The sequence below is a fragment of the Pseudomonas mandelii genome (assembly GCF_900106065.1).
In the GTDB taxonomy this organism is placed as follows: domain Bacteria; phylum Pseudomonadota; class Gammaproteobacteria; order Pseudomonadales; family Pseudomonadaceae; genus Aquipseudomonas; species Aquipseudomonas mandelii.
In genome coordinates this window covers 1,615,571-1,641,941 of sequence record NZ_LT629796.1, presented here as the reverse complement: position 1 = coordinate 1,641,941, position 26,371 = coordinate 1,615,571, and the positions used below count along the sequence as shown (strand labels likewise).

21 protein-coding genes and 1 riboswitch are annotated in these 26,371 nt (G+C 60.6%); of the genes, 14 read left to right on the top strand and 7 right to left on the bottom strand.

The genetic code is table 11. From position 1 onward, the window contains the following. Positions 1 to 51: 51 nt before the first annotated feature. On the bottom strand, positions 52 to 1,491 hold the full coding sequence (locus BLU63_RS07435) for a TolC family outer membrane protein (protein WP_083375188.1): 1,440 nt from the start codon (positions 1,489 to 1,491) through the stop codon (positions 52 to 54). Between the two features lie 190 nt (positions 1,492 to 1,681). Continuing rightward, a riboswitch (TPP riboswitch) is annotated at positions 1,682 to 1,787 on the top strand. A gap of 168 nt (positions 1,788 to 1,955) precedes the next feature. On the opposite strand from BLU63_RS07435, the gene thiC reads away from it, so the two are divergent. Beyond that, entirely contained in the window at positions 1,956 to 3,845 is a 1,890-nt protein-coding gene (thiC, locus tag BLU63_RS07430) for a phosphomethylpyrimidine synthase ThiC (RefSeq protein WP_010464250.1), read from the top strand. Positions 3,846 to 3,945: 100 nt separating this feature from the next. Continuing rightward, entirely contained in the window at positions 3,946 to 5,238 is a 1,293-nt protein-coding gene (gene cytX / locus BLU63_RS07425) for a putative hydroxymethylpyrimidine transporter CytX (RefSeq protein WP_083375187.1), read from the top strand. Here cytX and BLU63_RS07420 read toward each other — a convergent pair. Then, on the bottom strand, positions 5,207 to 5,953 hold the full coding sequence (locus BLU63_RS07420) for an RsiV family protein (RefSeq protein ID WP_010464245.1): 747 nt from the start codon (positions 5,951 to 5,953) through the stop codon (positions 5,207 to 5,209). The two genes, cytX and BLU63_RS07420, sit on opposite strands and share 32 nt — an antisense overlap. A 215-nt stretch (positions 5,954 to 6,168) precedes the next feature. On the opposite strand from BLU63_RS07420, the gene BLU63_RS07415 reads away from it, so the two are divergent. The 9 genes from BLU63_RS07415 to BLU63_RS07370 all read left to right on the top strand — a co-directional run bounded on the left by BLU63_RS07415 (position 6,169) and on the right by BLU63_RS07370 (position 16,345). After that, positions 6,169 to 6,786 carry an NUDIX domain-containing protein gene (locus tag BLU63_RS07415; RefSeq protein WP_010464243.1) on the top strand — a complete coding sequence of 206 codons (618 nt, stop codon included), beginning with the start codon at positions 6,169 to 6,171 and terminating at the stop codon, positions 6,784 to 6,786. Beyond that, positions 6,777 to 7,229, top strand: a complete 453-nt coding sequence (locus BLU63_RS07410; RefSeq protein ID WP_008153350.1) for a DUF1249 domain-containing protein — start codon at positions 6,777 to 6,779, stop codon at positions 7,227 to 7,229. Before BLU63_RS07415 ends, BLU63_RS07410 begins: the two co-directional genes overlap by 10 nt. A 98-nt stretch (positions 7,230 to 7,327) precedes the next feature. Then, entirely contained in the window at positions 7,328 to 8,143 is an 816-nt protein-coding gene (gene cpdA / locus BLU63_RS07405) for a 3',5'-cyclic-AMP phosphodiesterase (RefSeq protein ID WP_083375186.1), read from the top strand. A 959-nt stretch (positions 8,144 to 9,102) separates the two neighbouring features. Further along, complete coding sequence (locus tag BLU63_RS07395) at positions 9,103 to 9,711, top strand: YqiA/YcfP family alpha/beta fold hydrolase (protein WP_083375184.1); 609 nt, start codon at positions 9,103 to 9,105, stop codon at positions 9,709 to 9,711. Positions 9,712 to 9,765: 54 nt separating this feature from the next. Further along, positions 9,766 to 11,670 carry a DNA topoisomerase IV subunit B gene (parE, locus tag BLU63_RS07390; protein ID WP_010464236.1) on the top strand — a complete coding sequence of 635 codons (1,905 nt, stop codon included), beginning with the start codon at positions 9,766 to 9,768 and terminating at the stop codon, positions 11,668 to 11,670. Further along, positions 11,670 to 12,659: an esterase-like activity of phytase family protein gene (locus BLU63_RS07385; RefSeq protein ID WP_083375183.1), complete on the top strand. Its 990-nt coding sequence runs from the start codon at positions 11,670 to 11,672 to the stop codon at positions 12,657 to 12,659. The genes parE and BLU63_RS07385 overlap by 1 nt, the downstream gene beginning before the upstream one ends. Then, on the top strand, positions 12,656 to 13,180 hold the full coding sequence (locus BLU63_RS07380; protein WP_077750229.1) for a retropepsin-like aspartic protease family protein: 525 nt from the start codon (positions 12,656 to 12,658) through the stop codon (positions 13,178 to 13,180). The genes BLU63_RS07385 and BLU63_RS07380 overlap by 4 nt, the downstream gene beginning before the upstream one ends. Before the next feature lie 7 nt (positions 13,181 to 13,187). After that, the gene (gene parC / locus BLU63_RS07375) at positions 13,188 to 15,455 is read left to right on the top strand and encodes a DNA topoisomerase IV subunit A (protein WP_010464231.1); all 2,268 of its coding nucleotides are present in this window, start codon (positions 13,188 to 13,190) and stop codon (positions 15,453 to 15,455) included. A 176-nt stretch (positions 15,456 to 15,631) separates the two neighbouring features. Further along, positions 15,632 to 16,345 carry a PqiC family protein gene (locus BLU63_RS07370; RefSeq protein ID WP_010464228.1) on the top strand — a complete coding sequence of 238 codons (714 nt, stop codon included), beginning with the start codon at positions 15,632 to 15,634 and terminating at the stop codon, positions 16,343 to 16,345. 255 nt (positions 16,346 to 16,600) lie between these two features. On the opposite strand, the gene BLU63_RS07365 is transcribed toward BLU63_RS07370, so the two are convergent. Beyond that, positions 16,601 to 18,142 (bottom strand): AhpA/YtjB family protein, encoded by a 1,542-nt coding sequence (locus BLU63_RS07365; RefSeq protein WP_083375182.1) that lies wholly within the window; start codon positions 18,140 to 18,142, stop codon positions 16,601 to 16,603. Positions 18,143 to 18,277: 135 nt separating this feature from the next. Between BLU63_RS07365 and serB the strand changes: the two genes are divergently transcribed. Continuing rightward, a complete protein-coding gene (gene serB / locus BLU63_RS07360; protein WP_010464223.1) occupies positions 18,278 to 19,492 on the top strand; it encodes a phosphoserine phosphatase SerB in 1,215 nt (404 codons plus the stop codon). 147 nt (positions 19,493 to 19,639) lie between these two features. Here the strand turns inward: serB and BLU63_RS07355 are convergent, their stop codons facing one another. Beyond that, positions 19,640 to 21,418 carry a molecular chaperone gene (locus tag BLU63_RS07355; RefSeq protein ID WP_083375181.1) on the bottom strand — a complete coding sequence of 593 codons (1,779 nt, stop codon included), beginning with the start codon at positions 21,416 to 21,418 and terminating at the stop codon, positions 19,640 to 19,642. A gap of 198 nt (positions 21,419 to 21,616) precedes the next feature. Here BLU63_RS07355 and BLU63_RS07350 point away from each other — a divergent pair, with 198 nt between their 5' ends. Continuing rightward, the gene (locus BLU63_RS07350) at positions 21,617 to 22,018 is read left to right on the top strand and encodes a lectin OAA family protein (RefSeq protein WP_042932429.1); all 402 of its coding nucleotides are present in this window, start codon (positions 21,617 to 21,619) and stop codon (positions 22,016 to 22,018) included. A gap of 56 nt (positions 22,019 to 22,074) precedes the next feature. Here the strand turns inward: BLU63_RS07350 and asd are convergent, their stop codons facing one another. Genes asd through BLU63_RS07335 form a run of 3 tightly spaced genes read right to left on the bottom strand, consistent with a single transcriptional unit; the run spans position 22,075 to position 25,351 of the window. Further along, positions 22,075 to 22,935: an archaetidylserine decarboxylase gene (asd, locus tag BLU63_RS07345; RefSeq protein WP_083375180.1), complete on the bottom strand. Its 861-nt coding sequence runs from the start codon at positions 22,933 to 22,935 to the stop codon at positions 22,075 to 22,077. 18 nt (positions 22,936 to 22,953) lie between these two features. After that, a complete protein-coding gene (locus tag BLU63_RS07340; protein WP_010464217.1) occupies positions 22,954 to 23,769 on the bottom strand; it encodes a rhodanese-like domain-containing protein in 816 nt (271 codons plus the stop codon). A gap of 43 nt (positions 23,770 to 23,812) precedes the next feature. Next, positions 23,813 to 25,351, bottom strand: coding sequence for an HDOD domain-containing protein (locus BLU63_RS07335; protein WP_083375179.1), 1,539 nt, complete (start codon positions 25,349 to 25,351; stop codon positions 23,813 to 23,815). A 166-nt stretch (positions 25,352 to 25,517) separates the two neighbouring features. Here BLU63_RS07335 and motA point away from each other — a divergent pair, with 166 nt between their 5' ends. Further along, positions 25,518 to 26,369: a flagellar motor stator protein MotA gene (gene motA / locus BLU63_RS07330; RefSeq protein WP_077750234.1), complete on the top strand. Its 852-nt coding sequence runs from the start codon at positions 25,518 to 25,520 to the stop codon at positions 26,367 to 26,369. Positions 26,370 to 26,371 lie beyond the last annotated feature (2 nt).

Sequence of the window (26,371 nt, the reverse complement as noted above, 5' to 3'; positions counted from 1 at the left end):
GGCCGCTTCGCAGCCCAGCGGGAGCAAGCGGCCTCACCACAGAACCGGTTTTTACTGCGTTGGATTTGCCTTCAACTGCGCCGCCGCAGCCTTCGCCAGATCCGGTGGCAGGAAGTCCTTGTCCGGGTTGTAGTCGGCCTTGAGATAACGCGCCAGGTCCTGCAAATCCCCCGGGTTCAACGTGCCGGCAGCCTGCTTCAAACGCAGGTTGTCGAGGATGTAGTCGTAGCGGGTGTTGTTGTAGTTGCGCACCGAGGTGTACAGCTGACGCTGGGCATCCAGCACGTCAACGATATTTCGCGTGCCGACCTGATAACCGATTTCAGTCGCTTCCACCGCACTCTGGTTGGAGATGATCGACTGTTTGCGTGCCTGCACCTGCTCGACGTCGGTGTTCACCGCCCGGTGCAGGTTGCGGGTGCTTTCCACGATTTGCCGGCGCAGGGATTCACGTTGCTGCTCGGACTGGTCCAGTTGCGCATACGATTGGCGCACCTGGGAGTTGATCAGGCCGCCACTGTAGATCGGGATGTTCACTTGCAGGCCCACCGTCGTTTGTTCGACGTTGCCGCCATACGGCTGGCCAAAGGCGTTCGGGTTGCCGAAGCCCAAGGCGTCGTTATCACCTTTTTCGTACTTCGCCACGGCATCGAGGGTCGGTGCATGACCCGCCTTGCGCTGCTTGAGTGTTTCTTCGGCAGCACTGACAGCGTAGTTGCTGGCCAGCAAATTAAGGTTCTGCTTCGCCGCGGTATCGACCCAGGCCTTGGCATCATTCGGTGATGGCGGCAGGATCGGCAGTGTGTGGACAATGCCCTGGATCGAGTTGTATTGGCGGTTGGTCAGGGTGATCAACGCTTCGAACGCATCATCCACCTGGCGCTGGGCGAGGATCCGGTTGGCCCGTGCCGTGTCGTAGCTGGCTTGCGACTGCAGCACGTCGGTCTTGTCCGACAGGCCGACATCGAAGCGCTCGTTGGACTGGTCGAGCTGGCGTTTGAACGCCGCTTCCTCGGCCTTGGTCGAGGCCAGGTTGTCCTGGGTGCGCAGAACGTTGAAGTAGCTTTCGGCTGTCTGCAGGATCAGGTTCTGTTCAGTTGCCGAGAGTTGCAACGCGGCCTGTTCGTTGACGTCCTTGGCGGCCTGGAACTGGAACCAGCGATCGGCACGGAACAGCGGTTGTGCCAACGTCGCTTGATAGGAATGAGCGTTACGGTTGGCGGTGGCCGAAGGCTGATCGATCGCGGTGCGCACGTTGGCGAGCTCGGCGCCGCCCGAGAGATTGGGCAGCAGCCCGGCGCGGGCCTGGGGCACCACTTCTTTCTGGGCACCGTATTGGGCGCGGGCGGCAGCCAGGTCGGCGTTGTTGTCCACCGCTTCCTGGTAGACGCTGACCAGATCGGTTTTGGTCGATAAGGGCGCTTCTGCTGCCCAGGCCATTCCATTGGACGCACAAGACACGGCAAGGGCCAGTGATAGGTTGCGCAGCATGAGGCCATCCCTAAAATTACGCTGATAATTTGAGCGCCAAGGCTACGGCGCGGCCCATACAGCGTCAAGGCGCAGCATGGCTTGGCGAGTGTAATTGTCGCCAAGCACGGCAACAATCCGGTAATTGCGCCATTCATCATGGTGTTTACCGCGGTGTTGGCGTTCTTTGCCAGTTGTGTCTAGACTGGCCGGGTTCTTGTCGGGGTGCCTTGCTATGAGGCTGAGATCGAATAATTTCGGATCCCGTTGAACCTGATCAGGTTAGCGCCTGCGTAGGGAACAAGATTTCTCGTCACCCGGCGAGTCCTCTTGTGCTTCGTCCGGGATGTTGTTCGACAATCGAACACCCCTCGAGCACTGAGCACAGCACCAACGGCTTCGTTATGGCTGATTGGTCGCGTCCATTCGTTACAGGTTCGCTCCGACAAAATTCCACTGCCTGGATGCTGTCTGGAGAGCCCGTGATGACGATAAAACTAAAAAACACTACGAACCTGAGTGACTCGGCCCAAGTCGATCAACAATCGGTTCAGCCGTTTACTCGCTCGCAAAAAATCTATGTCCAGGGTTCCCGCCCGGACATCCTCGTGCCGATGCGCGAAATCAGCCTCGACGTGACCCCGACCGACTTCGGCGGCGAGATCAACGCGCCTGTCGTTGTGTACGACACCTCGGGCCCGTACACCGACCCCAACGTCATCATCGACGTGCGCAAGGGCCTGGCTGATGTGCGCTCGCCTTGGATTGAATCCCGTGGCGACACCGAGCGCCTGCCCGGCCTGAGCTCGAACTTCGGCCAGGAACGCCTCGCCGACGCCGAACTCACCAAGCTGCGTTTCGCCCACGTCAACAACCCGCGCCGCGCCAAGGCCGGGGCCAACGTCAGCCAGATGCACTACGCCCGCAAAGGCATCATTACCGCCGAGATGGAATACGTCGCCATCCGCGAAAACATGAAGCTCGAAGTGGCTCGCGCCGCCGGGCTGCTGGACCAGCAACATGCCGGTCACAGCTTCGGTGCCAGCGTGCCGAAAATCATTACGCCTGAATTTGTCCGTGACGAGATCGCCCGCGGTCGCGCGATCATCCCGGCCAACATCAACCACACCGAACTGGAACCGATGATCATCGGCCGTAACTTCCTGGTGAAGATCAACGGCAACATCGGCAACAGCGCCTTGGGTTCGTCCATCGAAGAAGAAGTGGCGAAACTGACCTGGGGCATTCGCTGGGGGTCGGACACGGTCATGGACCTGTCCACCGGCAAGCACATTCACGAAACCCGCGAGTGGATCATCCGCAACTCGCCGGTGCCTATCGGTACCGTGCCGATCTATCAAGCGTTGGAAAAAGTCGGCGGCGCCGCCGAAGACCTGACCTGGGAGCTGTTCCGCGACACGCTGATCGAACAGGCCGAGCAGGGCGTCGACTACTTCACCATCCACGCCGGCGTGTTGCTGCGCTACGTGCCGCTGACCGCCAAGCGCGTCACCGGGATCGTTTCCCGTGGCGGCTCGATCATGGCCAAGTGGTGCCTGGCCCACCACAAAGAGAACTTCCTCTACACCCATTTCGAAGACATCTGCGAAATCATGAAGGCCTACGACGTCAGCTTCTCGCTGGGTGATGGCCTGCGTCCGGGCTCGATTGCCGACGCCAACGACGCCGCGCAATTCGGTGAGCTGGAAACCCTCGGCGAGCTGACCAAGATCGCCTGGAAGCACGATGTGCAATGCATGATCGAAGGCCCTGGCCACGTGCCGATGCAGTTGATCAAGGAAAACATGGACAAGCAGCTCGAGTGCTGCGACGAGGCGCCGTTCTACACCCTTGGTCCGCTGACCACTGACATCGCACCGGGATACGACCACATCACCTCGGGTATCGGTGCGGCGATGATCGGCTGGTTCGGTTGCGCCATGCTTTGCTACGTGACGCCGAAGGAGCACTTGGGCCTGCCGAACAAGGATGACGTGAAGACCGGGATCATCACCTACAAGATCGCCGCGCATGCCGCCGATCTGGCCAAAGGGCATCCGGGCGCACAGATCCGCGACAATGCCTTGAGCAAGGCGCGATTCGAATTCCGTTGGGAAGACCAGTTCAACCTGGGCCTTGATCCCGACACCGCTCGTTCGTATCACGATGAGACCTTGCCGAAGGATTCGGCCAAGGTCGCGCATTTCTGCTCAATGTGCGGGCCGAAATTCTGTTCGATGAAGATCACCCAGGAAGTCCGCGAATACGCGGCTAACCAACGGATCGAAACCGTCGACGCCGAAGTCGCCCAGGGATTGGCGGACCAGGCTGAGCGGTTCAAGCAGGAAGGCAGTCAGCTGTACAAGAAAATCTAGCCACGAGCGACAAGCGACAAGCTGCAAGAAGAAGCGGATTGCTTCTAACTTGTAGCTTGCAGCTTGAAACTTGTCTCTGCTCTTATTTGAGATAACACCCTTGAGCATTCAACCCAGCACTTATTCCCCCGACATCGCGGTGCCCATGGACAAACGTGTCTTTGGCGGTCGCGATCTGTTTTCCCTGTGGTTCTCCCTCGGCATCGGCCTGATGGTGCTGCAGACCGGCGCCTTGCTCGCGCCAGGCCTGGGCCTGTCCGGCTCGTTGCTGGCGATCTTCCTCGGCACGCTGGTCGGCGTTCTGCTGCTGGCCGCCGTCGGCGTGATCGGCAGCGACACCGGCCTGTCGTCGATGGCTGCGCTCAAGCTCAGCCTCGGCAAACGTGGCGCGAGCCTGCCGGCCGTGCTGAACCTGCTGCAACTGATCGGTTGGGGTTCGTTCGAAATCATTGTGATGCGCGACGCTGCCAGTTTGCTGGGTGCGCGGGCGTTCAGCGAAGGCAGCCTGCTGTCGAATCCGCTGCTCTGGACCGTGTTCTTTGGTGGTTTGGCGACCTTGCTGGCCGTCAGCGGTCCGTTGACGTTCGTGCGACAAATCCTGCGCAAGTGGGGTATCTGGCTGTTGCTGGCCGCGTGCATCTGGCTGACCTGGAACCTGTTCGCCAAGGCCGATCTGACCGCGTTGTGGGCACAGGCCGGTGACGGTTCGATGCCCTTCGCCGTGGGCTTCGACATTGCCATTGCGATGCCGCTGTCGTGGCTGCCGCTGATTGCCGACTACTCACGCTTCGGCAAGCGTGCGAAAAACGTGTTCGGCGGCACCGCGCTGGGCTTCTTTATCGGCAACTTCTGGCTGATGAGCCTCGGCGTGGCCTACACCCTGGCGTTCGCGCCGAGCGGTGAAGTGAATGCCTTGTTGCTGGCGCTGGCGGGTGCAGGCCTGGGCATTCCGCTGTTGCTGATCCTGTTGGACGAGTCGGAAAACGCCTTCGCCGACATTCACTCGGCGGCTGTCTCCAGCGGGATTCTGTTGCGCTTGAAAGTCGAGCACCTGGCGTTGGCCATCGGCGTGATTTGCACACTGATCGCGTGCCTGGCGCCACTGGCGCAGTACCAGAACTTCCTGCTGTTGATCGGTTCGGTGTTTGCGCCGCTGTTCGGCGTGGTGCTGGTGGATCACTTCATTCTGCGCAAACGCAGTGCTCAGGTGGCGTCAGCCGCGTTGCGCTGGCCGGCGCTGCTCGCCTGGTTGGGCGGGGTGAGCACCTATCATTTGTTGGCCAATCTGTATCCGGACATCGGCGCAACCCTGCCGTCGTTGATTCTGGCAGGGTTGCTCCAGCTAGTGCTGGGCCGGGCCTTCAGTTACGGCCGGGAAACAGCTCGGGCTTGAGAATGCCGTTCAGGCGCGGGTAGGGGATCTTCAGTTCGACGTGGCCCAGCGCGTAAGGTGCGATGGTGCTCACTTCGTACTTGAGGATCACCCCGCCGTAGGTCAGCGCCACATTCTGGGTTTTCTGGAACGGCCACTGCTTCACGAACTCCGGTTCCTGATCGAGCTTGGTGCTGATCAGCCAGCTGTTGTGCGCCACTTGCGCGGCTTTCCAGAACGCCTCTTCCTGACCCGGCACCAACATGTCGGACAAGGTCAGCACTTTATGCTGCTGGCGCGAATAGTTGATGAAGCCGCGGCCTGGTGTGCCATGTGCGCCGCCGGTGTCCAGGTAGCTGGAAAACTCGACGATCACCAAGCCGTCATGCTGCTCACGTACCTTGGCTTGCAGGTAGCTGCTGTTACGCGGGCCAGCGGTGCGCAAAAACTCATCGCGATAGGCCGCCAGCGTCGGTGCCGCAGGGGCTTCGGGCGAGGTGCGGGTCATTTGCAGCAGGCGCTTTTCGACAATACCGTCAAGCTGAGGCTCGGCCGGGAAGCGCAGCGTATCGATGTTCACTAGCGGGCAGTCAGGCGTCGTGCAACCCGGTTTCAGCGTTTCGGTGGCGTCGCGGGTAGTTTCCAGCGGAGCTCGGTAGTTGGGTTGGAACAAACTCTGGCAGGCACCCAGGGTCAGGGCAATTGCGGCCACGGAGGCGATTTTAAAAAGCGACATGGGCGTCCTTCGTAAAACAGGGAAAGGCAAAAAGTTATCCGCTTCGACTCTCAACGAAGCAGTCAGTTCGCCACTAAGCTAATTAGAGTTGGTTTCGCCCTCACCGTCTATCTCGCTGACGGGAAAGGGGCTGCATCAAACGGCGCGGGCGCGTTAGGATGGCGCGAAGTCGAGGTTGGAGCCTCTTCATGGATTTGCAGTAAACGAGGATTGTCATGACTGATTTTGCCAACGCCATTCCGACCGCCGTTGATATCGTTCGGCGCGAAAAGTGCTACGAGGGCTTCTACAAGCTCGATCGTGTGCACTTGCGCCATGAGTTGTTTGCCGGTGGCATGAGTCGCGAGATCAATCGTGAAGTGTTTGTTCGCCATGATGCCGTGTGCGTGTTGCCATACGATCCGCAGCGCGATGAAGTGGTGCTGATCGAGCAGTTTCGCGTGGGCGCCATGGGCAAGACCGACAACCCGTGGCTGATCGAGTTGGTCGCCGGTCTGATCGACAAGGATGAAGTGCCGGAAGAAGTTGCTCACCGCGAGGCGCAGGAGGAAGCTGGGCTTGTGTTCGGGGCGCTCTGGCCGATGACCAAATACTTTCCATCGCCGGGCGGCAGCAACGAATTTGTGCACTTGTACCTGGGGCGTTGCGACAGCACCGGAGTCGGCGGCCTGCATGGGCTGGAGGAAGAAGCAGAAGATATCCGCGTTACGGTCTGGGCGTTCGAAGATGCCTTGCAGGCCGTCCGCGACGGACGTATTGCCAACGCGCCAAGCATCATTGCCTTGCAATGGTTGGCCTTGAACCGCGCTGAAGTGAGGGGGCTATGGTCGTAAACAAGCTGCGCGATCGTTACAGGGTGGACCTCGTGGGGCTGCAAGCCTCCTGCGAGGCCAACTACGCGCGCCTCATGCGACTGCTGCCGGACATGCGCAACGAACCCGAGGCGCGGCGCATTGCCGTGACCCACGGTGACCAGATGCTCGGCGTACTGGCTCTCGAAGTGCTGCAGGTCTGTCCGTACACCACGACCCTGCAAGTGCGCCAGGAACACAGCCTGCCGTGGCTGCCGGTGCCGCAACTGGAAGTGCAGGTCTACCACGATGCGTGCATGGCCGAAGTGGTCAGCGCCGAACATGCACGACGCTTTCGCGGCATCTATCCTTACCCGAATGCCTCAATGCATCAGCCGGATGAAAAGGCCCAGTTGAATATGTTCCTGGGTGAATGGCTGAGCCATTGTCTGGCGTGTGGGCATGAGTACGCCGTTGTGCGCTGAGTGTGAACTGCGTCAGATTCACAGGTTTCCTCTTTTGATCGTCCCCCAGCATAATTGCGGTACTCATCCAATCCCGTGATTCAGCCTGGGAGAACGCCTTGCCGAGCGTATCCACATTGACCACCGCCGATTCGGCGTTGCTGGTGCAACTGTCCGACAGTCATCTGTTTGCCGAAGCGGACGGGAAGTTGCTGGGCATGAATACCCGGGACAGCCTGCAAAAGGTCATTGAGCTGGTGCGCCTGCAGCAGCCGCAGATTGACCTGATCGTTGCCAGCGGTGATCTGTCTCAGGACGGGACGCTGGAGTCTTATCAGCTGTTTCGCGACCTGACCCGGCAGCTCGATGCGCCGGCGCGCTGGATTCCTGGCAATCATGATGAACCGCGGATCATGGCCGAGGCGGCGGTGCAAAGCGCGTTGCTGGAGCCGGTGGTGGATGTCGGTAACTGGCGGGTGACTTTGCTGGATTCGGCGGTGCCGGGGTCGGTGCCGGGCTATTTGCAGGATGAGCAGTTGCAGTTGCTGGCGCGTTCGTTGAGTGAGGCGCCGGAGCGGCATCATCTGGTCTGCTTTCACCATCATCCGGTGTTGATCGGCTGTTTGTGGATGGAGCCTATCGGCTTGCGTAATCCTGAGGCCTTGTTTGCGGTGCTGGATCGCTTTCCGCAGGTGCGTGCTGTTTTGTGGGGGCATGTGCATCAGGAGGTTGATCAGGTGCGCAAAGGGGTGCGGTTGATTGCTTCGCCTTCGACTTGCATTCAGTTTGAGCCTGGGAGTGATGATTTCAAGGTTGGGGAGCAGGCACCGGGGTATCGCTGGTTGCGGTTGTTGCCGGATGGGCAGATTGAAACGGGTGTTGAGCGGGTCACCGGGTTTGATTTTCAGGTTGATTTCGGGTCGAACGGGTACTGACTTTTCATCTTGGACTTGGCGGCCTGATAGCCGACCATGTTGCTGTTGACCGGGTGTATATCCATTCCTGTGGTAACGGCGGCTGGCGGTTTCGCCCTTACGGCGAGTCCCTTTTGTCAAACGCCACAAAAGGAACCAAAAAGTCTCGCCCCAAGCGTCCGGCCCCTCGCTAAGGCTCGGCGTACCTTCGCTCCGGTATCCATCCGGGGACACTGCCCTCCGGTCTGCTTCGCGACGACCTACATGCAGCGTGTTCGACTGCGTCGAACGGCGCTGCGCGCCACTCCCCGGATGAACACCTCCACTCAGCCTCCCGAAAGGGGCGGGTAGATCAAGATCAAGAGCTGCAGGCGAGCTAACGCTCGGCCTGATGAGTGGTGAAGAGCGAAGCGTGTACAGCGAACCCCTTGTAGGAGCGAGGCTTGCCCGCGAAGGCGGCCTGACAGCCGACCAATCTCTTGCAGGTACCCACACTCCACTGTAGGAGCGAGGCTTGCCCGCGAAGACGGCCTGACAGCCGACCAATCTCTTGCAGGTACCCCCATTCCACTGTAGGAGCGAGGCTTGCCCGCGAAGGCGGCCTGACAGCCGACCAATCTCTTTTACAGGTACCCCCATTCCACTGTAGGAGCGAGGCTTGCCCGCGAAGGCGGCCTGACAGCCGACCAATCTCTTTTACAGGTACCCCCATTCCACTGTAGGAGCGAGGCTTGCCCGCGAAGACGGCCTGACAGCCGACCAATCTCTTTTACAGGTACCCCCATTCCACTGTAGGAGCGAGGCTTGCCCGCGAAGACGGCCTGACAGCCGACCAATCTCTTGCAGGTACCGACATTCCCCAGTAGGAGCAAGACTGCCCGCAATGGCGTCTACCCAGCCCCTCATGCCCGCCATGCATATCCCGATCCCCCCGACTCCCTGTAAACTCCGCGTTCTTTACCGACGCACAGGGAGCTCAAATGTCCGGTTCGATCCTTTATATCCACGGCTTCAACAGCGCGCCTTCGTCAAAAAAGGCCACGCAGTTGGTGCAAGTGATGGACCGCCTGGGTTTGAGCGATCAGTTGCGCGTTCCTGCCTTGCATCACCACCCGCGCGAAGCCATCGGTCAGCTGAACAAGGCGATTGAAGAGCTTGGGCGGCCACTGCTGGTAGGCAGCTCACTCGGCGGCTACTATGCGACTCACTTGGCCGAGCGCCATGGCCTCAAGGCCCTGTTGATCAACCCTGCCGTCAGTCCGCACCGGATGTTTGACGGGTATCTGGGGACGCAGAAAAACCTGTATACCGATGAGGCCTGGGAATTGACCCACGACCACGTGACGGCCCTGGCCGAGCTGGAAGTGCCGGCGCCCCAGGATCCGCAGCGGTATCAGGTGTGGTTGCAGACCGGCGACGAAACGCTGGACTATCGCCTCGCCCAGCAGTATTACCGCGCCTGTGCCTTGCGCATCCAGGCCGGCGGCGACCATAGTTTCCAGGGTTTTGCCGCGCAACTGCCGGCAATGCTGAGTTTTGCCGGTATCGGCGCAGATTTGTATCAGGCGATCGATTTCACAGCACTGTGAGTCGTCGTCTCTTTTTCACAGAACACTTTTTTGACAGGCGGACGACGAGACCCCATGGCCACTCCCAGCGCTAGCTCTTATAACGCAGACGCCATCGAAGTCCTCTCGGGCCTCGACCCGGTGCGCAAACGCCCCGGCATGTACACCGACACCAGTCGGCCGAACCACCTCGCCCAGGAAGTCATCGACAACAGCGTCGACGAAGCCTTGGCCGGGCACGCAACGTCGGTGCAGGTCATCCTGCACGCCGATCACTCCCTGGAAGTCAGCGATGACGGCCGTGGCATGCCGGTGGACATTCACCCGGAAGAAGGTGTGTCGGGCGTCGAGCTGATCCTCACCAAGCTTCATGCGGGTGGCAAGTTTTCCAACAAGAACTACCAGTTCTCCGGCGGTCTGCACGGGGTGGGTATTTCGGTGGTCAACGCTTTGTCGACCGAAGTCCGGGTGCGCGTGAAGCGCGACGGCAACGAATACCAGATGACTTTCGCCGACGGTTACAAGAAAACCGAGCTGGAAGTGATCGGCACCGTCGGCAAGCGCAACACTGGCACCAGCGTGTTCTTCGCCCCGGACCCGAAGTACTTCGATTCACCGAAATTCTCCATCAGCCGCCTCAAGCACGTGCTCAAGGCCAAGGCCGTTCTGTGCCCGGGGCTACTGGTCAGTTTTGAAGACAAGGCCACCGGCGAGAAAGTCGAATGGCATTACGAAGACGGCCTGCGCTCCTACCTGGTTGACGCCGTCAGCGAATTCGAACGCCTGCCGGACGAGCCGTTCTGCGGCAGCCTGGCCGGTAACAAGGAAGCGGTCGATTGGGCGCTGCTGTGGTTACCGGAAGGTGGCGACAGCGTGCAGGAAAGCTACGTCAACCTGATCCCGACGGCGCAGGGCGGCACTCACGTCAACGGTCTGCGTCAGGGCTTGCTCGATGCGATGCGCGAGTTCTGCGAATTCCGCAGCCTGTTGCCGCGTGGTGTGAAGCTGGCGCCTGAAGACGTCTGGGAACGCATTGCGTTCGTGCTGTCGATGAAAATGCAGGAACCGCAGTTCTCCGGCCAGACCAAGGAACGTCTGTCGTCCCGTGAAGCGGCGGCGTTCGTTTCCGGTGTGGTCAAGGATGCGTTCAGCCTGTGGCTCAATGCTCATCCGGAAACCGGCATGCTGCTGGCGGAACTGGCGATCAACAACGCCGGCCGTCGTCTCAAGGCCAGCAAGAAGGTCGAGCGCAAGCGCATCACCGCCGGGCCAGCATTGCCGGGCAAACTCGCCGACTGCGCCGGGCAAGACCCGATGCGTTCCGAGCTGTTCCTGGTGGAAGGTGATTCCGCCGGCGGTTCGGCCAAACAAGCGCGGGACAAGGAATTCCAGGCGATCCTGCCGTTGCGCGGCAAGATTCTGAACACCTGGGAAGTCGACGGCAGCGAAGTGCTGGCCAGTCAGGAAGTGCACAACATCGCCGTGGCCATCGGTGTCGATCCGGGCGCGGCGGACATGAGCCAGCTGCGTTACGGCAAGATCTGCATTCTCGCCGACGCCGACTCCGACGGCCTGCACATCGCCACCTTGCTTTGCGCTTTGTTCGTCCAGCATTTCCGCCCGCTGGTGGATGCCGGTCACGTTTACGTCGCGATGCCGCCGCTGTACCGCATCGACCTGGGCAAAGAGATTTACTACGCCCTCGACGAAGCCGAGCGCGATGGCATTCTCGATCGCCTGGTGGCCGAGAAGAAACGCGGCAAGCCGCAGGTCACCCGATTCAAAGGACTGGGTGAAATGAACCCGCCGCAACTGCGCGAAACCACCATGGACCCGAACACGCGGCGTCTGGTGCAGTTGACGCTGGACGATTTCGAAGCGACCTCGGAAATGATGGATATGCTGCTGGCGAAGAAACGCGCCGGTGACCGCAAATCCTGGCTGGAATCCAAAGGCAACCTCGCCGAGGTTCTTGGCTGATGCGGGCTGGCTTTGCCCTGGCGTGTGCGTTACTTCTGACCTCCGTTTCGGCGCTTTCCGAACCGGCACCGCAGTTGCGCCTGTTGTCCGAGCATCCCGTCGACGGCATGCGCGGCGGCAATCTGTCGGGGCTGGCCCAGTGCGGCAAAGACTTGTGGACGGTCTCCGATCGCGACGATGACCAGATCTACCGTCTCGATACCCGCGACACGGTCTGGCAGGCCGAAACCGTGGGCATCGGCGTGCCGGCGGTGCCGGACAGCGGTTTGCCCTGGGGGTTGCGTTCGCGGGCCTGGGTCGCGGCGTTTGTACGGGGCGGGGACCTGGATTTTGAAGGCATCACTTGCGACAGCGCGGGTAATCGCTACATCGTCAGCGAGTCCCATGCCGCGATCCTGCAAGTGCCGCCCGTTGGGCCGTCGTCCTGGCTGAAGATCTCGCCGATGCTGGTTCGCGAAGCTCGGGCCAGTGGCATGCTGTTGCAGTTCAATGCGCTGTTCGAGGGGCTGGCGATCAATCCGGCGGGCGATCAATTGTGGCTCGCCGCCGAGCGTCAAAGCCGTGGCTTGTTGCTGATCAAGCGCAAACAGACGGTGTGGGATTGCGACGGTGGTTGCGTGCTGCTGAGCGAGGCGGGGAAAGAAATGCAGCCGGCACAGTTTCCACGGGCCAAAGCCGTGACTCGGGACTTTGCCGATGTATCGCTGTTCAACGGCAAGCTGTTTACCCTTGAACGCAACGCTTACCAGATCTGCCGCCGCGACCCGGAGACGGCCAAGGTCGAGCGCTGCTGGTCATTTGCCGATGAAGCCTTGCAGGAACACCGCCGCTATCAAAATCCGTTTGGTCTGACTGAAGCGTTGATTGTCGACGCCGAGGGTGCCTGGGTCGGCACCGACAACAACAACGATGCCCGCGCCGATGGCGAGGTTCGCCCGGTCGTTTGGCGCTTCGCCGCGCCTGAAGGTGGCTGGAGTGCCAAGCCGTGAGCCAGCAAACGCCGGGAAAGCGTGCCGGTCGGGTGTTCATGGTGCTGGCCTGGTGCGCGGCGCTGTTCCTGGCGACGCGGTTTTTCGGCCAGTGGGAGGATCGGCAGCAAAATCCCAATGTGGTCGTCAGCTCGGAGCAGGGCGAAGGTTTTATTGAAGTGAAACTGGCCAGCAACACCCAGGGGCACTTCGTCGCCAGCGGCCAGATCAATGGCCAGCCGGTGGATTTCATGCTGGATACCGGGGCAACCGATGTGGCAATCCCGGCGCAAATGGCCGAACGGCTGAAACTGGAACAAGGCTTCGGGGTGACCCTGAGCACCGCCAACGGTCGTACCGAGGGTTATCGAACCCGCGTCGACCGGCTGCAACTGGGCGACATTGTGCTGCGTGATGTGCGCGCCATCGTCGTGCCAGGCCTGGATGGCAAGCAAGTGCTGCTCGGTATGAGCGCGCTGAACAAACTTGAATTTACCCAGCGCGGTGGCACCATGCTGCTGCGCCAGACAACGAACCGATGAGGCCCGCATGAGCGACTCCCTTGATCTCAGCCTGGACGGTGTAGAACGCCGGTCACTGGCTGACTTCACCGAAAATGCCTACCTCAACTACTCCATGTACGTGATCATGGACCGTGCCTTGCCGCATATCGGCGACGGCCTGAAACCGGTACAGCGGCGCATCATCTATGCGATGAGCGAGTTGGGGCTGGACGCCGATTCCAAGCACAAGAAATCGGCGCGTACCGTCGGTGACGTGCTCGGTAAGTTCCACCCGCACGGCGACTCGGCGTGCTACGAAGCCATGGTTCTGATGGCCCAGCCGTTCAGCTATCGCTACACGCTGGTCGACGGCCAGGGTAACTGGGGTGCGCCGGATGATCCCAAGTCCTTCGCCGCCATGCGTTACACCGAGGCGCGGCTGTCGCGTTATTCCGAAGTGCTGCTCAGCGAACTGGGCCAGGGCACGGCGGACTGGGGGCCGAACTTCGACGGTACACTCGACGAGCCGCTGGTGTTGCCGGCGCGTTTGCCGAACATCCTGCTCAACGGCACCACCGGCATCGCCGTGGGCATGGCCACCGACGTACCGCCGCACAACCTGCGCGAAGTCGCGACAGCCTGCGTGCGCTTGCTCGATGAACCCAAAGCCACGGTCGAGCAGCTCTGCGAGCACATTCAGGGCCCGGATTACCCGACCGAAGCGGAAATCATCACGCCTCGTGCCGATCTGCTGAAAATGTACGAAACCGGCAAGGGGTCGGTGCGCATGCGCGCCGTGTACCACATTGAAGACGGCGACATCATCGTCACCGCGCTGCCGCATCAAGTCTCGGGCGCCAAGGTGCTGGAGCAGATCGCGGCGATGATGCAGGCCAAACCGTCCAAAGCCCCGCAGATCGCTGACCTGCGCGACGAATCCGACCACGAGAACCCGTGCCGGATCGTGATCATTCCGGGCGCGCGGAAGAATTTCGACCACGATGCGCTGATGCAACACCTGTTCGCCAGCACCGAGCTGGAGTCGAGCTACCGGGTCAACATCAACATCATTGGCCTGGACGGCAAACCGCAGCTGAAGAACCTGCGTGCGCTGCTGGTGGAGTGGCTGGAATTCCGCGTTCAAACCGTGCGTCGTCGTCTTCAATTCCGCCTCGACAAGGTCGAGCGTCGCCTGCACCTGTTGGACGGTTTGTTGATTGCCTACCTCAACCTGGATGAAGTGATTCACATCATCCGTACCGAGGAACACCCGAAAGCCGCGCTGATCGCACGGTTCGCCTTGAGCGAAATCCAGGCCGACTACATTCTCGACACCCGTTTGCGTCAGTTGGCGCGACTGGAAGAGATGAAACTGCGTGCCGAGCAAGATGAACTGCTCAAGGAACAAGCCAAGCTGCAAGCCCTGCTGAGCAGCGAAGCCAAGCTGAAAAAGCTGGTACGTACCGAGCTGATCAAGGACGCCGAAACCTACGGCGACGACCGTCGTTCGCCCATCGTCGAGCGCACCGAAGCCAAGGCCCTGACCGAGCACGATCTGCTGCCGAACGAGAAAGTGACTGTCGTGCTGTCGGAAAAAGGCTGGGTGCGTTCTGCCAAAGGCCACGAGATCGACGCCACCGGGCTTTCCTACAAGGCCGGGGATGGTTTCAAGGCGTTGGCACCGGGTCGCTCCAACCAGTTTGCAGTGTTTATCGACTCCACCGGTCGCAGTTATTCGGTGGCGGCCCACACACTGCCATCGGCCCGTGGCCAGGGCGAGCCGTTGACCGGCCGTCTGACGCCGCCGCCAGGGGCGAGTTTCGAATGCGTGCTGATGCCGGAAGACGATTCGCTGTACGTGATCGCCTCCGATGCCGGATACGGCTTCGTGGTCAAGGGTGAAGACCTGCAAGCCAAGAACAAGGCGGGCAAGGCGTTGTTGAGCTTGCCGAACAACTCGAAGGTCATTCTTCCGCGCCCGGTGACCGATCGCGAGAACAATTGGCTGGCCTCGGTGACCACCGAAGGTCGCCTGCTGATCTTCAAGATCAGTGATCTGCCACAATTAGGTAAGGGCAAAGGCAACAAAATCATCGGGATCAACGGTGAGCGTGTGGCCAGTCGCGAAGAATATGTCACGGACATCGCCGTACTGCCGGAGGGCGCCACGTTGGTGCTTCAGGCCGGAAAACGTACGTTGTCGCTGAAAGCGGACGACCTCGAACACTACAAAGGTGAGCGTGGTCGTCGTGGTAACAAACTGCCACGTGGCTTCCAGCGGGTCGATGCGCTGCTCGTCGAAAACCTCAATTAAGCGGCCTAGAGCGCTCGATCTACGATTTAACGCGTAGATCGACGCTTTGCCGCTGGAGTCGGAACGCATATTCACGGATGATATGGCCTTTCAAGCGCCGGCGTGGCCGAGCGTTCTTCATATTTATTGAGTATTTTCACTGTGGTTAGCCTTGTGGCAACCACCTGGATGGGACGATGACTGCTCTGCGCCTTCCTTTTATTTTGATGCTCGCTGGCGTTCTTGGCCTGGCGGGTTGCAGCGTTCACCAGCCGGTGTCGCTGTATCAGCTGGACAGCGGAAGTCCGGTTCAGCCTGCGCAAAGCGCCGGCATGGCGGTATTGCTCGGCCCGGTAACGCTTGCGGATTACCTGCAACGCGAAACCTTGTTGCAGCGACAGCCGGATGGCAGCCTTCAGGCGTCGACCGACGGTCGTTGGGCTGGAAGCCTGTCGTCGGACGTTGATCAGCTGTTGCTGCGTCAGGTGGCGGGCCATCTGGACAGTCAGCGGGTTGTGCTGGCGCCTGCGACCCTCGGCTTCACGCCGGATGTCCAGGTGCTGCTGACGATTACTCGTCTGGACTCGGGCGAATCGCAACCAGCGATCCTGGATGCGCAATGGCGCCTGATCGACCGTCGTGGCCAGGTTCGCGATAACCGCATCATTCACCTGCAGGAGCAGCACGCAGGCGGCACGGCGGCTCAGGTTCAGGCTCAGGGGGTGTTGCTGCAGCGTCTGGCCGAGCAATTGTCCGTGGCGCTCAAGCCACTGGCTAATCAACCGCCGATCGCTGAAGCACCCAAAAAGCCTGCTCCGAAGCCAGTGGCTCCCGCGGCAGAGCAAGAGAAACAGCCGAAGATCCCGATGGCCTCGCCGATCCGGACCGATATGGAAGTGTTCAGGTTCTAAGCCTGGATTGATCCAAGAACAAAGCCCGCAGTGATGTGGGCTTTGTTGTTTCTGCAGGGTGCAGATATCTGTCGCTTGTCCTGGCCTCTTCGCGAGTAGGCTCGCTCCCACAGGCCCTGCGTCGTTCGCGCGATAGGTGTACGACACAAAACCTGTGGGAGCGAGCCTGCTCGCGAAGAGGCCGGGACACAGGCAACAAAAAAGCCCGCAGACGATCACTCGTCTGCGGGCTTCTTCACTTCTGGGGTTTAAGGCTTACGCCCGACGCTCATGCATCCGCGCCAGTTGTCGCTCCAGCATCGACGGATAAGGCTCCATCAACCGCTCCACACAGCACGCACCCTCAGGGCTGGCAATCGGGCGGATCCGCGCACGCTGGCGTATCAGCGCGTCGTCACCGATCTTGCGCTCCACCAGCAGCAGGTTGCGGCTGTGTTGCGACAAGGCCAGGGCATCCTGAGCGGCTTCGGTCAGCAGCAGGTCGATCTGGCTCAGACCGAATAGCTCATCACCCAGCGTCAGGCCCAGCTGCAATTGCAGGGTGATGCCGCTGTCTGCAACTTCAATCTGCAACTGATGACCCAAGGCTCGCAGCAATTCACCGCAGCAGATTGCGTTGGTCAGGTAGTCATCGCCGCTGTCTTCGGTGTGGAACAGCATCAGCGTGCTGCCATCGTTCAGGGTGTGCAGTTCGCTCTGATAGAGCGAAGCTGCCTGATCGAGGCAGTCGCGATAGCGTTTCAGCAGTTCTTCCAGGCGGGTGCGAGGCAGACGACGCAGTTGATCTTGAGCGCCCAGTTGCACGGCCAGTACGGCGCTGTGCTGCGGCACGTTCGAAATCACCGGTTTGGCGAGCGGTTTAGGCGCAACGTCGGCCGATTCATCACGCAAGTCAGCAAACGCATCGTCGTCATCGTCGTCATCGTCGTCTTCAACGGTGCTGACACTGCGCCGTGGCGCTGGCTTGAGGCCAGCCACAGGTTTGCTTTCATCGAAACTCGGATCCCGCAGGTTGCGCACTTCGAAGGACGGCTCGTTATCGTCGGCGTCTTCATAGTCGCTGTCGTCGTATTCCGGCTCCGGCACGGGTTCCGGTTCGGCCGGCTCCGGCGCGAAGTTGGCGTGCAGCTGACGGGCCAGGTCGCCGATCTCGTCCTGGCGCTCGGTGGCCGGGGTGTATTCGTCGATATTGCGCAGCCACACGCGCAGTTGCAGCAGCGGCGTGGAGATGTGCCGGCCCAGGCGCAGGCTCAAGGCCAGGGACAGGGCCAGCAGAATCGCACTCAAAATGCCCATGCTTTGCAGGCTGATGGTCATGGGCTGCTGGAACTGATCCATGTCCAGGCTGATGCGCAGTTGCCCGGCGGTGACGTCCTGGAACGTGATCTTGCTCTGGTACATGCCCTCGGCTTCGCCCAGCAGGCTGTGCTTGGGGCGCTGACCGGCTTCGGCGAGGATGCGGTTATCCACGCTGTAAATGGCGGCGTGGGCCACCAGCTTGTTTTTGGTCAGGTTGTTGAGCAGCACGTTGAGGCTGAGGATGTCGTTGGACACCAACAGCTCCGTGGCGGACGTGGCAGTCTGCGTGGTCAGGCTTTCACCCAGCGCATCGGCCTGCTCGTGCATGGCCTGCTTGAACTGCAAACCCATCACGCAGGCGTAGATCACCAGGGCCAGAGCGACCAGGATCACGTTATGGCTGGCGATGCGCAATGCAATCGGTACACGGCGGTGGCGCAGTGCACGGAAGATCAGCAGAAAGAAGTTATCGGTTTTTACTGGCGTGGGCCGGTTCACTTGAGCTCGGCTCTTTTGTCCGTGAAGTTGACGCGCAGTATAGCGACAGGCCCTAGACCGGCAAAGCGCTCACGGTGCCCGATGGTCACTGAAAGTGGGTAGAATGCGGTTTTTTTCCACTTGCGGGGGTGCGCCTTGCGCGAAATCGTCCTGATAAACATCACGGGAGTCGACCGACCGGGTCTGACTGCGGCCATTACCGGCGTTCTGGCCCAGGGTGGTGTGAACATTCTCGACATTGGTCAGGCGGTGATCCACGACACCCTGTCGTTCGGCATCCTGGTTGAAATTCCTGATACCGAGCAAGGCAAGTCGGTGCTCAAGGACATCCTGTTCAAGGGGTACGAGCTCGATCAGCAGGTGCGATTCACCCCGGTGTCCGAAGGGGATTACCAGCAGTGGGTCGGCAATCAGGGCAAAAAGCGCCACATCGTGACGCTGTTGACCCGCAAAGTAACCGCCGGACAGTTGCAGGCCGTGAGCTCGATCACCGCCAAATATGGCCTGAACATCGACCACATCGATCGCTTGTCCGGGCGCATGCCGCTGGACACCCCGGCCGACAAGGGCAAGGGCTGCATCGAGTTTTCCGTGCGCGGCGAAGCGGCTGACCCGCAGGCGCTGCGGGCTGAATTCCTCAGCGTCGCCCAGGAACTGAACGTCGACATCGCCTTTCAGGAAGATTCGCTGTTTCGCCGTAACCGCCGCCTGGCGGTATTTGACATGGACTCGACGCTGATCGAAGCCGAAGTCATCGACGAACTGGCCAAGGCCGCAGGCGTGGGCGATCAGGTGTCGGAAATCACCGAGCGAGCGATGGCCGGTGAACTGGATTTTCGCGCGAGCTTCAAGGAACGCCTGGCCTTGCTCAAGGGGCTGGACGTCAGCGTGCTGGATTCGATCGGTGCTTCGTTGCGCCTGACTGAAGGCGCCGAAACCCTGTTTGCCGAGCTAAAGCGCCTGGGCTACAAGACCGCGATCCTGTCGGGCGGCTTCACCTACTTCGCCAAGCAATTGCAGGCCAAGTTGGGCATCGACTATGTGTTTGCCAACGAGCTGGAAGTGGTCGACGGCAAGGTCACCGGTGTGGCGGTCGAGCCGATTGTCGATGCGCAGCGCAAGGCGGATCTGCTGAAGGAGCTGGCGCACAAGGAAGGTTTGCGCCTGGAGCAGACCATTGCGGTCGGCGACGGTGCCAACGATTTGCCGATGCTGGCAATTGCCGGCCTGGGCGTGGCGTTCCGCGCCAAGCCGCTGGTGAAGCAGTCGGCAAAGCAGGCGATTTCCACCCTTGGATTGGATGGCGTGCTGTATCTGCTGGGCTTTCGGGATCGCGACGGGCAGCTCTGAGTCTCCCCAGGGCTGAAAGGCGCTTGTGGCGAGGGAGCTTGTCGGATCGCCGCACCGTCCCGCTGGGCTGCGAAGCGGCCCCGAAAAAGGACTGCTACGCAGTCCATACGGGAGCAAGATCCCTCGCCACAGGTATTGGATTCATCCTCAGAGCGACTTCCACAACGAATCGAAATCCTCCTCGACGCCGCTCCCCGCGGCGTTGTCGTTTCTGCTCGCCTCCAGCGAACGGTAGGCAAACTGATTGAAGCTGTTGGTGCTCGCCACCCGCCGATCCAGCCCGGCGCGGCGTTCCTGGCCGTTGGTGTTGATCAGCACTTTGCTGCCTTCCTGAAAGGGCAGGCGCGGAGCGAGCAACGTGGCGGGCAGGTCGATGGCGCTGATTTCCGGCAGCAACAGGCCGCGCAGATATTGACTGTGGTCGTCCCGCGTTCGCACCAGTTGCAACCCGCAAGGCTCGGCGTAAGGCGCGACCTGCTCGATCCCCATTTGCGTCCCGCCGCCGCGCACCTGACGAATCCAGCGCACCACCGCAATACTCCAGCCCTGATTGGCAGAGTCCTGGATGCCGATCATTTCGCCAGCCTGCAACTCAGCGGGCACTGCGTCGGGCCACGCCAGGCAATAACCGCCGGGGCTGTGGTTGATGACCGGCAGGGCGTAAGTCGGAAAGTGCCGATTGTTATCGGCCGCCTCCTGGCCGTCGTCGCTCTGGAGGTGCGGGTATTCAATTTCTTCGTAGGGCAGCAAGGTATCGGCGCTGCCGTGGGGGGCGGCGTCGAACGCGTGGTGCCATTGGTCCTTTCCCTGGTTCGTCGGGGACGTTGCCGAGAACTGCGCGAGTCGAGTACCGGGGTTTTTCAGAATATCGCTGAACGAACGTTGCCCGCCCAGGTAGAAGTGCAATGCGCTCATGCCCACACACAAGGTCAAGGTGCCTTGGCCAACCGTGCGCTGAAAACTGCGCTCGGCCGCCTGGCCCCAGGCAGCGTGCAGGTGTTGCAGGGTATCCAGGCTGAGCCCGGTCGGTACCGGCAGCGGCGGTGTGCCGTCATTGCCTTGCAGATGCGCTTCGATGGCGGCGACCAGCGGCTGCGGATCAATCCCCAGCAAACCGGCCTGCTGCTCGGCCCTGAATTTCGAACGATAGCGCGGCCCGGTGTCGAGGTCCGCCGCGACGGCAAACAATCCGTCTGCGGGTTGGCCGGGTTGCAACTTTATCCATTGGCTCCAGGGCTCCAAGACCTCGGCGAGCCGGGCGATCTGGTTCTGGCGCAGTTGATTGCAGCGGGAGGCGCCCAGCAGCAGGGCGGTTACATAAGTCTGTTCGACGCTCAGGGTTTTGGTCTGGCTGGCCAACTCATCGCGCAGGCTCAGGTGCTGGAGTTTGAGTGCGCAGGCGATCCGATACAGCTGATGCAGCTCCAGCCACAGGCCTTCCGGTACCGGGCAATACAGTTGAGTCGAGCGAATCAGCGGCCCGTTCAGGCAATGGATCGCCCGCTGCAACGCTTGGGTCAGCAGCGATGCTCGGTCCTTGCTGAAGCGCGGGGTGATGCGCACGACGATCTGTTTGTAACCAATCGCCAAGTGATTTTGCAGGGCCTGGCAGAGGTTGGCGATCTTGCGCGAACGCTCGTCGAGCACTATCGCCTGGTGCAGGAAATGCCGTTCCAGGTGTTTGCAGACGTAATACACCTCGGGTCGCAACAGTTCGAGCAGTTGCAGGCGATTGTCGCTGGGGGTGAGCAGCTGGTTGAGTTCGCTCAAGCCTTGATAGAGCAGGCGAGCGGTTTCACCGATGTTTGCTTTGGGCAGGTTGGCGATCCAGCGCTTGAGGTCGCGTGGCGTCGGTTCACAGAATGTCAGGCGCAATTGAGCCGGGATCGGGGCGCGTAGCAGCAGGTGAGGGCTGGTTTCATTCATGCCGTAGAAAAACTCCAACCGGGAAATGGGCAGTGAATGATCTGACTGTAGCAGTTACGGATGTCGACCGTTTGTCTGTCAGTCGAGTGCTGCCCGGGCGTACTACTAATCTGACACACGTGCGACTGGATACGCACGGTCGTGCGGCCTGCTGCCTACGCAGGGCAGGTCTCTTGTAACTTCAAGGAGATGAGGTTCATGTCTAGATACGTAGTGGCAAATCAATGGGGCGGTAGTTCGGCACCCTGGCATCCGGGCGGAGACTGGACGTTGGGTGCGAGGGACAACCAGAACGTGGTCGCGATCGAGATCAAATCGGGCGATGGCGGGAAGAGCTTCACCGGCACCATGACTTACGCGGGTGAAGGTCCCATTGGCTTCAAGGCTCAGCGCACGGGCCAGAACCAGTACAACGTGGAAAATCAGTGGGGCGGCAACGACGCTCCATGGCATCCGGGTGGCAAGTGGGTCATCGGCGGCCGTGATAATCAGAACGTTGTGGCGTTGAGCGTCACCTCCAGTGATGGAGGGAAAAACCTCAGTGGCACCAATACCTACGCCAACGAAGGGCCGATCGGCTTTCGTGGACAGATAGAGTAACGGCGCTACCGAAATGTCCGCCCCTTCGAAGACGTTCGACGGGGCGGATTAGCCAATCAGGCTGTTGGCAGGCCCAGTGCCTGGCCCATTTGTACTGGCGACAGGGCGCCGAGCCCTTCAGCCCACTTCACCTGATCCGGTCCGAACAGCACCACAGCGGTCGAACCCAGCTTGAAGCGACCCAGTTCCGCACCTTTTTCCAGATGGATTGGCGCGCGGGCGGCTTCGTCGTAACGGAAGGTTTTCAGCTCGCGTTTCGGCGGCGTCACCAGCCCGGCCCACACGGTTTCAATCGACGCCACGATCATCGCGCCCACCAGCACCACGGCCATCGGCCCGCGCTCGGTGTCGAAAATGCACGCCACACGTTCGTTGCGGGCAAACAGTTCCGGCACGTTTTCGGCGGTGGTCTGGTTGACCGAGAAAATCCGGCCCGGGATGTAGACCATCTCGCGCAGGGTGCCGGCCAGCGGCATGTGCACGCGGTGGTAGTCTTTCGGTGACAGGTAAATCGTCGCAAAGTCGCCGCCCATGAACGGCGCAGCATTGGCGGCATCACCGCCCAGCAATTCCAGCACGCTGAAACTGTGGCCCTTGGCCTGGAACACGCGGCCATGTTCGATCGGGCCGAGTTGGCTGACCGCACCGTCGGCCGGGCTGAGAATGGCGCCCGGGGTTTCATCGAGCGGGCGAGCGCCGTCTTTCAAGGCGCGGGTGAAGAACGCGTTGAAGTGCTCGTAAGCCGTCAGGTCTTCGACCAGCGCCTGGGACATGTCCACCTGATAGCGCTTGGCGAACCAGGCGGTAAAGGCATTCTTGAACCAACGCACGCGGCATTCGGCAATGCAGCCGGCCAGTCGCGAGAGCAAGTGGTGAGGCAGCAGGTATTGGCTGAGGATAAACAAACGCTTATTCATGGACTGTCCTTAAAAACCTTAAATCTCTACGGGCGTATCGGGGTGGTTGCCCCATTCGCCCCAGGAGCCGGCGTAGCCTTTGACCCGCGGATAACCGAGGGATTTGGCCACCAGATAAGTGAAGCCAGAGCGATGGTGAGTCTGGCAGTGGGTAATGACTTCTTTGTCTTTGGTGATACCGAGTTGTTCCAGGATCTGCGGCATGTCCGTGCGGATGCGCAGGTTGCGCGCTTGATCCATGCCGGCCGTCCATTCGAAATTCACCGCGCCGGGAATGTGCCCGGCCTTGGCTGCCAGGACTTTCTCGCCGGAGTATTCCAGTGGGCCACGCGCGTCCCAGATCGCCAGGTCGGCGGCACCGAGACGGCTTTGCAGGTATTCGCGGGTGGCGGTCGGCTCGTCGTGCAGGGTCAACGCAATCGGGCCGCCAGCGGGGGCCGGGATCTGGATCGACATGGGCATGCCTTCTGCCAGCCAGGCTGTCAGGCCGCCGTCGAGATAGTGGTAGTTGCGATGGCCGATGACATCGAGCAGCCAGATAAAGCGCCCGGCCCAGCCGCCGCCTTCGTCGTCATAGACCACGTAGGTGGCATTGGCGTTATGTCCCAACTCACCGAACAACGTTTCGAGTGCCGCTTGCGGCGGCATCAGCCCAGGCGCAGGCGCCTGGCCGAGTTGTGTGCGTTTGGGATCGACAAAGCGTGCACCGGGAATATGCCCTTCGGTATAGCGGGCACTGCTGGTCAGGTCCACCAGAATCAGTTCGCGGGACTCAAGGCGAGGGAGCAAGTCGCTCGGCTCGATGACCAGCGCCAAGCCAGAGAAGTCAGACATGTGAGGTCTCCAGAGCACAAAAGGGAGGATTGTAGCGCAGCATTCATTGACCGCGCTGGCTAAAGCTATGGAGTGCCTTTTCAATGCACTGCGCGGTTTTGCCGAAGGCTTGCACGGTGATTTCCGAGAACGGCCCGCCGCCCTGATCCGCCACAACGACCATGATCACCCGACCATTGTTGACCAGCGAGCGCAGCAGCAGGTGTTCGCCGCGAAACTGCGCACGCAGGCTGGCGGGTAGCAGCGCCGAGAACTGGGCGTTGTTGGCCGGGGTCAATCGCACCTGGGCCTGTTGCGAGAGCAACCGTTGCAGCACAGTGCTCTGACTCACGACCAGGTTTAGCCCCGCCGCTTCCTTCGCCAGCCCGGCCGTTTGATGCGCACGCAAATTGGCGTGGGTGCGGTCAGCCATCAATATCATCACTCGACGCATACCGCATGCGACCAGTGCGTCCCGGGCCGACGTGGTCAAGTGCATCGCATTGGTGAAGCGGCTCGGCTCAACCAGCAGTTCAGCACATTGTTTACGCCATGCCGTCAGGTTTTCGGTGGTCGGCGCCGGTGCCGGCAGCAACCCGGCGTGAATGCGGTTCACGCCCGAGGGCCAGATCAACGCTACGGCGGGGTGCCAGATGTCCGGCATGGCGTGCTGGTGCGCGCTGTTCACGGCTTGTTGATGCAGTTGTTGCTGCACGTCGCTCATCGGCATTTGCAGGTAAAGGCTGGTCAGGTATTGCCAGCGCTCGCTGTGCGGGCTGTCCCAGGCCTGTTGCGCCGACAGTGCCAGGCCATTGGCCAGCAACACGGTATTGGCCGGTTGGTTGAGCCAGCGACGCAAGGTCGGATCGTCATCGAGGCGATTTTGCTGGCGCAAGGGATGCTCGCTGTCCCGGGCAATACGCAGGACTTTGACCAGTTCGCGCTGCTCGTTGAGCAGCAGGCGATAACCTTGCTGCACCCAGATTGGCAGGCGCCAGATGTCCACCAGCGCCTGGCAGATGTCCAGCAGGCGAACGCCGAACAGGTCCTTTTCGACTTTGCGCGCTGACTCGCCTTTATGAATGACCCGCAGTTCCCATTCTTCGAGCAACTGCGGATGAGTCAGCGCCATCGGCCAGAGCGGCGAGAGAAATAGCAGGCTGCCCCAGTGGATGTCCTGCCAGAGCCGCGCCAGGCGAGCGGCAAAAAAACCGTTGGCCTGTTGGGTCGCGTGCTGGCTGATCATCTGCAGCTGACGCAACGCCACCGGGATCTGTGATTGCGGTTCGGCAGGCAACCGGGCGAGCAATTCCTCGGTGCGTTTCAACCCGAGACGATTGATCGCCACCTCAAGGTTTTCCGCCGGGTCGGTCATGCTGCCGTGGGTATGACGATTGGCTTCACGAATCACGCTCAAGGCCAGGGCCGGGCTGTCCTGCAACAATTCGGCGATGTCGCGAATCGAGCTGCGGTTGTCGGCGAGGGCCTTGCAGACACGGTCGTGACTGTCTTGCGGAACCGGCAGACGCACGCCATCGAGAAGCTTGACCCAGCCTTCAAGAGTGGTTGGTTTTGGGATCGGGGTGTTCGTTTCGTTAGCCATGGTTGGACGTGATCATCGTCTGCATTACCTATGCCCAGAGAGGGCTAAATTAGCTTTTCGCTTGAACTGGCTATAGTCTGGCGCAGTTTTGCCGATAAGTAGAAGAAGAGATTTTTTAACTTCCGAATATGACCTTGAACCCGACTCAGTAAGTGCTCTCCTACCTATGGCTAAAATAATCGGCATCATCGTCGTATTCGCGAGCGTGCTCGGCGGATACGTGCTTTCCCACGGCAAGATTGCCGCCCTGATTCAACCTTTCGAGGTGTTGATTATCGGTGGTGCGGCCCTCGGTGCATTCCTGCAGGCCAACCCAGGTCACATGTTCAAACTCGTTCTCAAGAAAGCGCTGGGAATGTTCAGTTCGCGGTTCAACCACACGTTCTATCTGGAAGTGCTGGGCCTGATCTACGAGATCCTCAACAAGAGCCGCCGCGAAGGCATGATGGCGATCGAAGGCGACATCGAAGACGCCGCCGCGAGCCCGATCTTCGCCAAGTACCCTGCGGTTCTGAAAGATGACCGCATGACCGCCTACATCTGCGATTACCTGCGCATCATGTCCTCCGGCAACATGGCGCCCCATGAGCTCGAAGGTCTGTTCGACATGGAACTGACCAGCCTCAAGGAAGACCTCGATCACCCGTCCCACGCCGTGAACGGCATCGCCGACGCCATGCCTGGCTTCGGTATTGTCGCGGCCGTATTGGGTATCGTGGTGACCATGGCCTCCCTGGGTGAAAGCGATCAGAAAATGATCGGCTTACACGTGGGTGCGGCACTGGTAGGTACTTTCTTCGGTATTCTCGCCGCCTACGGCTTCTTCGGCCCGCTGGCCCATGCCCTGGCCCACGAAGCCAAGGAGGAGCTGAACGTCTACGAAGCCATCAAGGCTTCGCTGGTTGCTTCGGCTTCCGGCATGCCGCCATCGCTGGCAGTGGAATTCGGCCGCAAGGTTTTGTACCCGGCGCACCGTCCTAGCTTCGCTGAGCTGGAACAAGCGGTTCGCGGTCGCTAAGT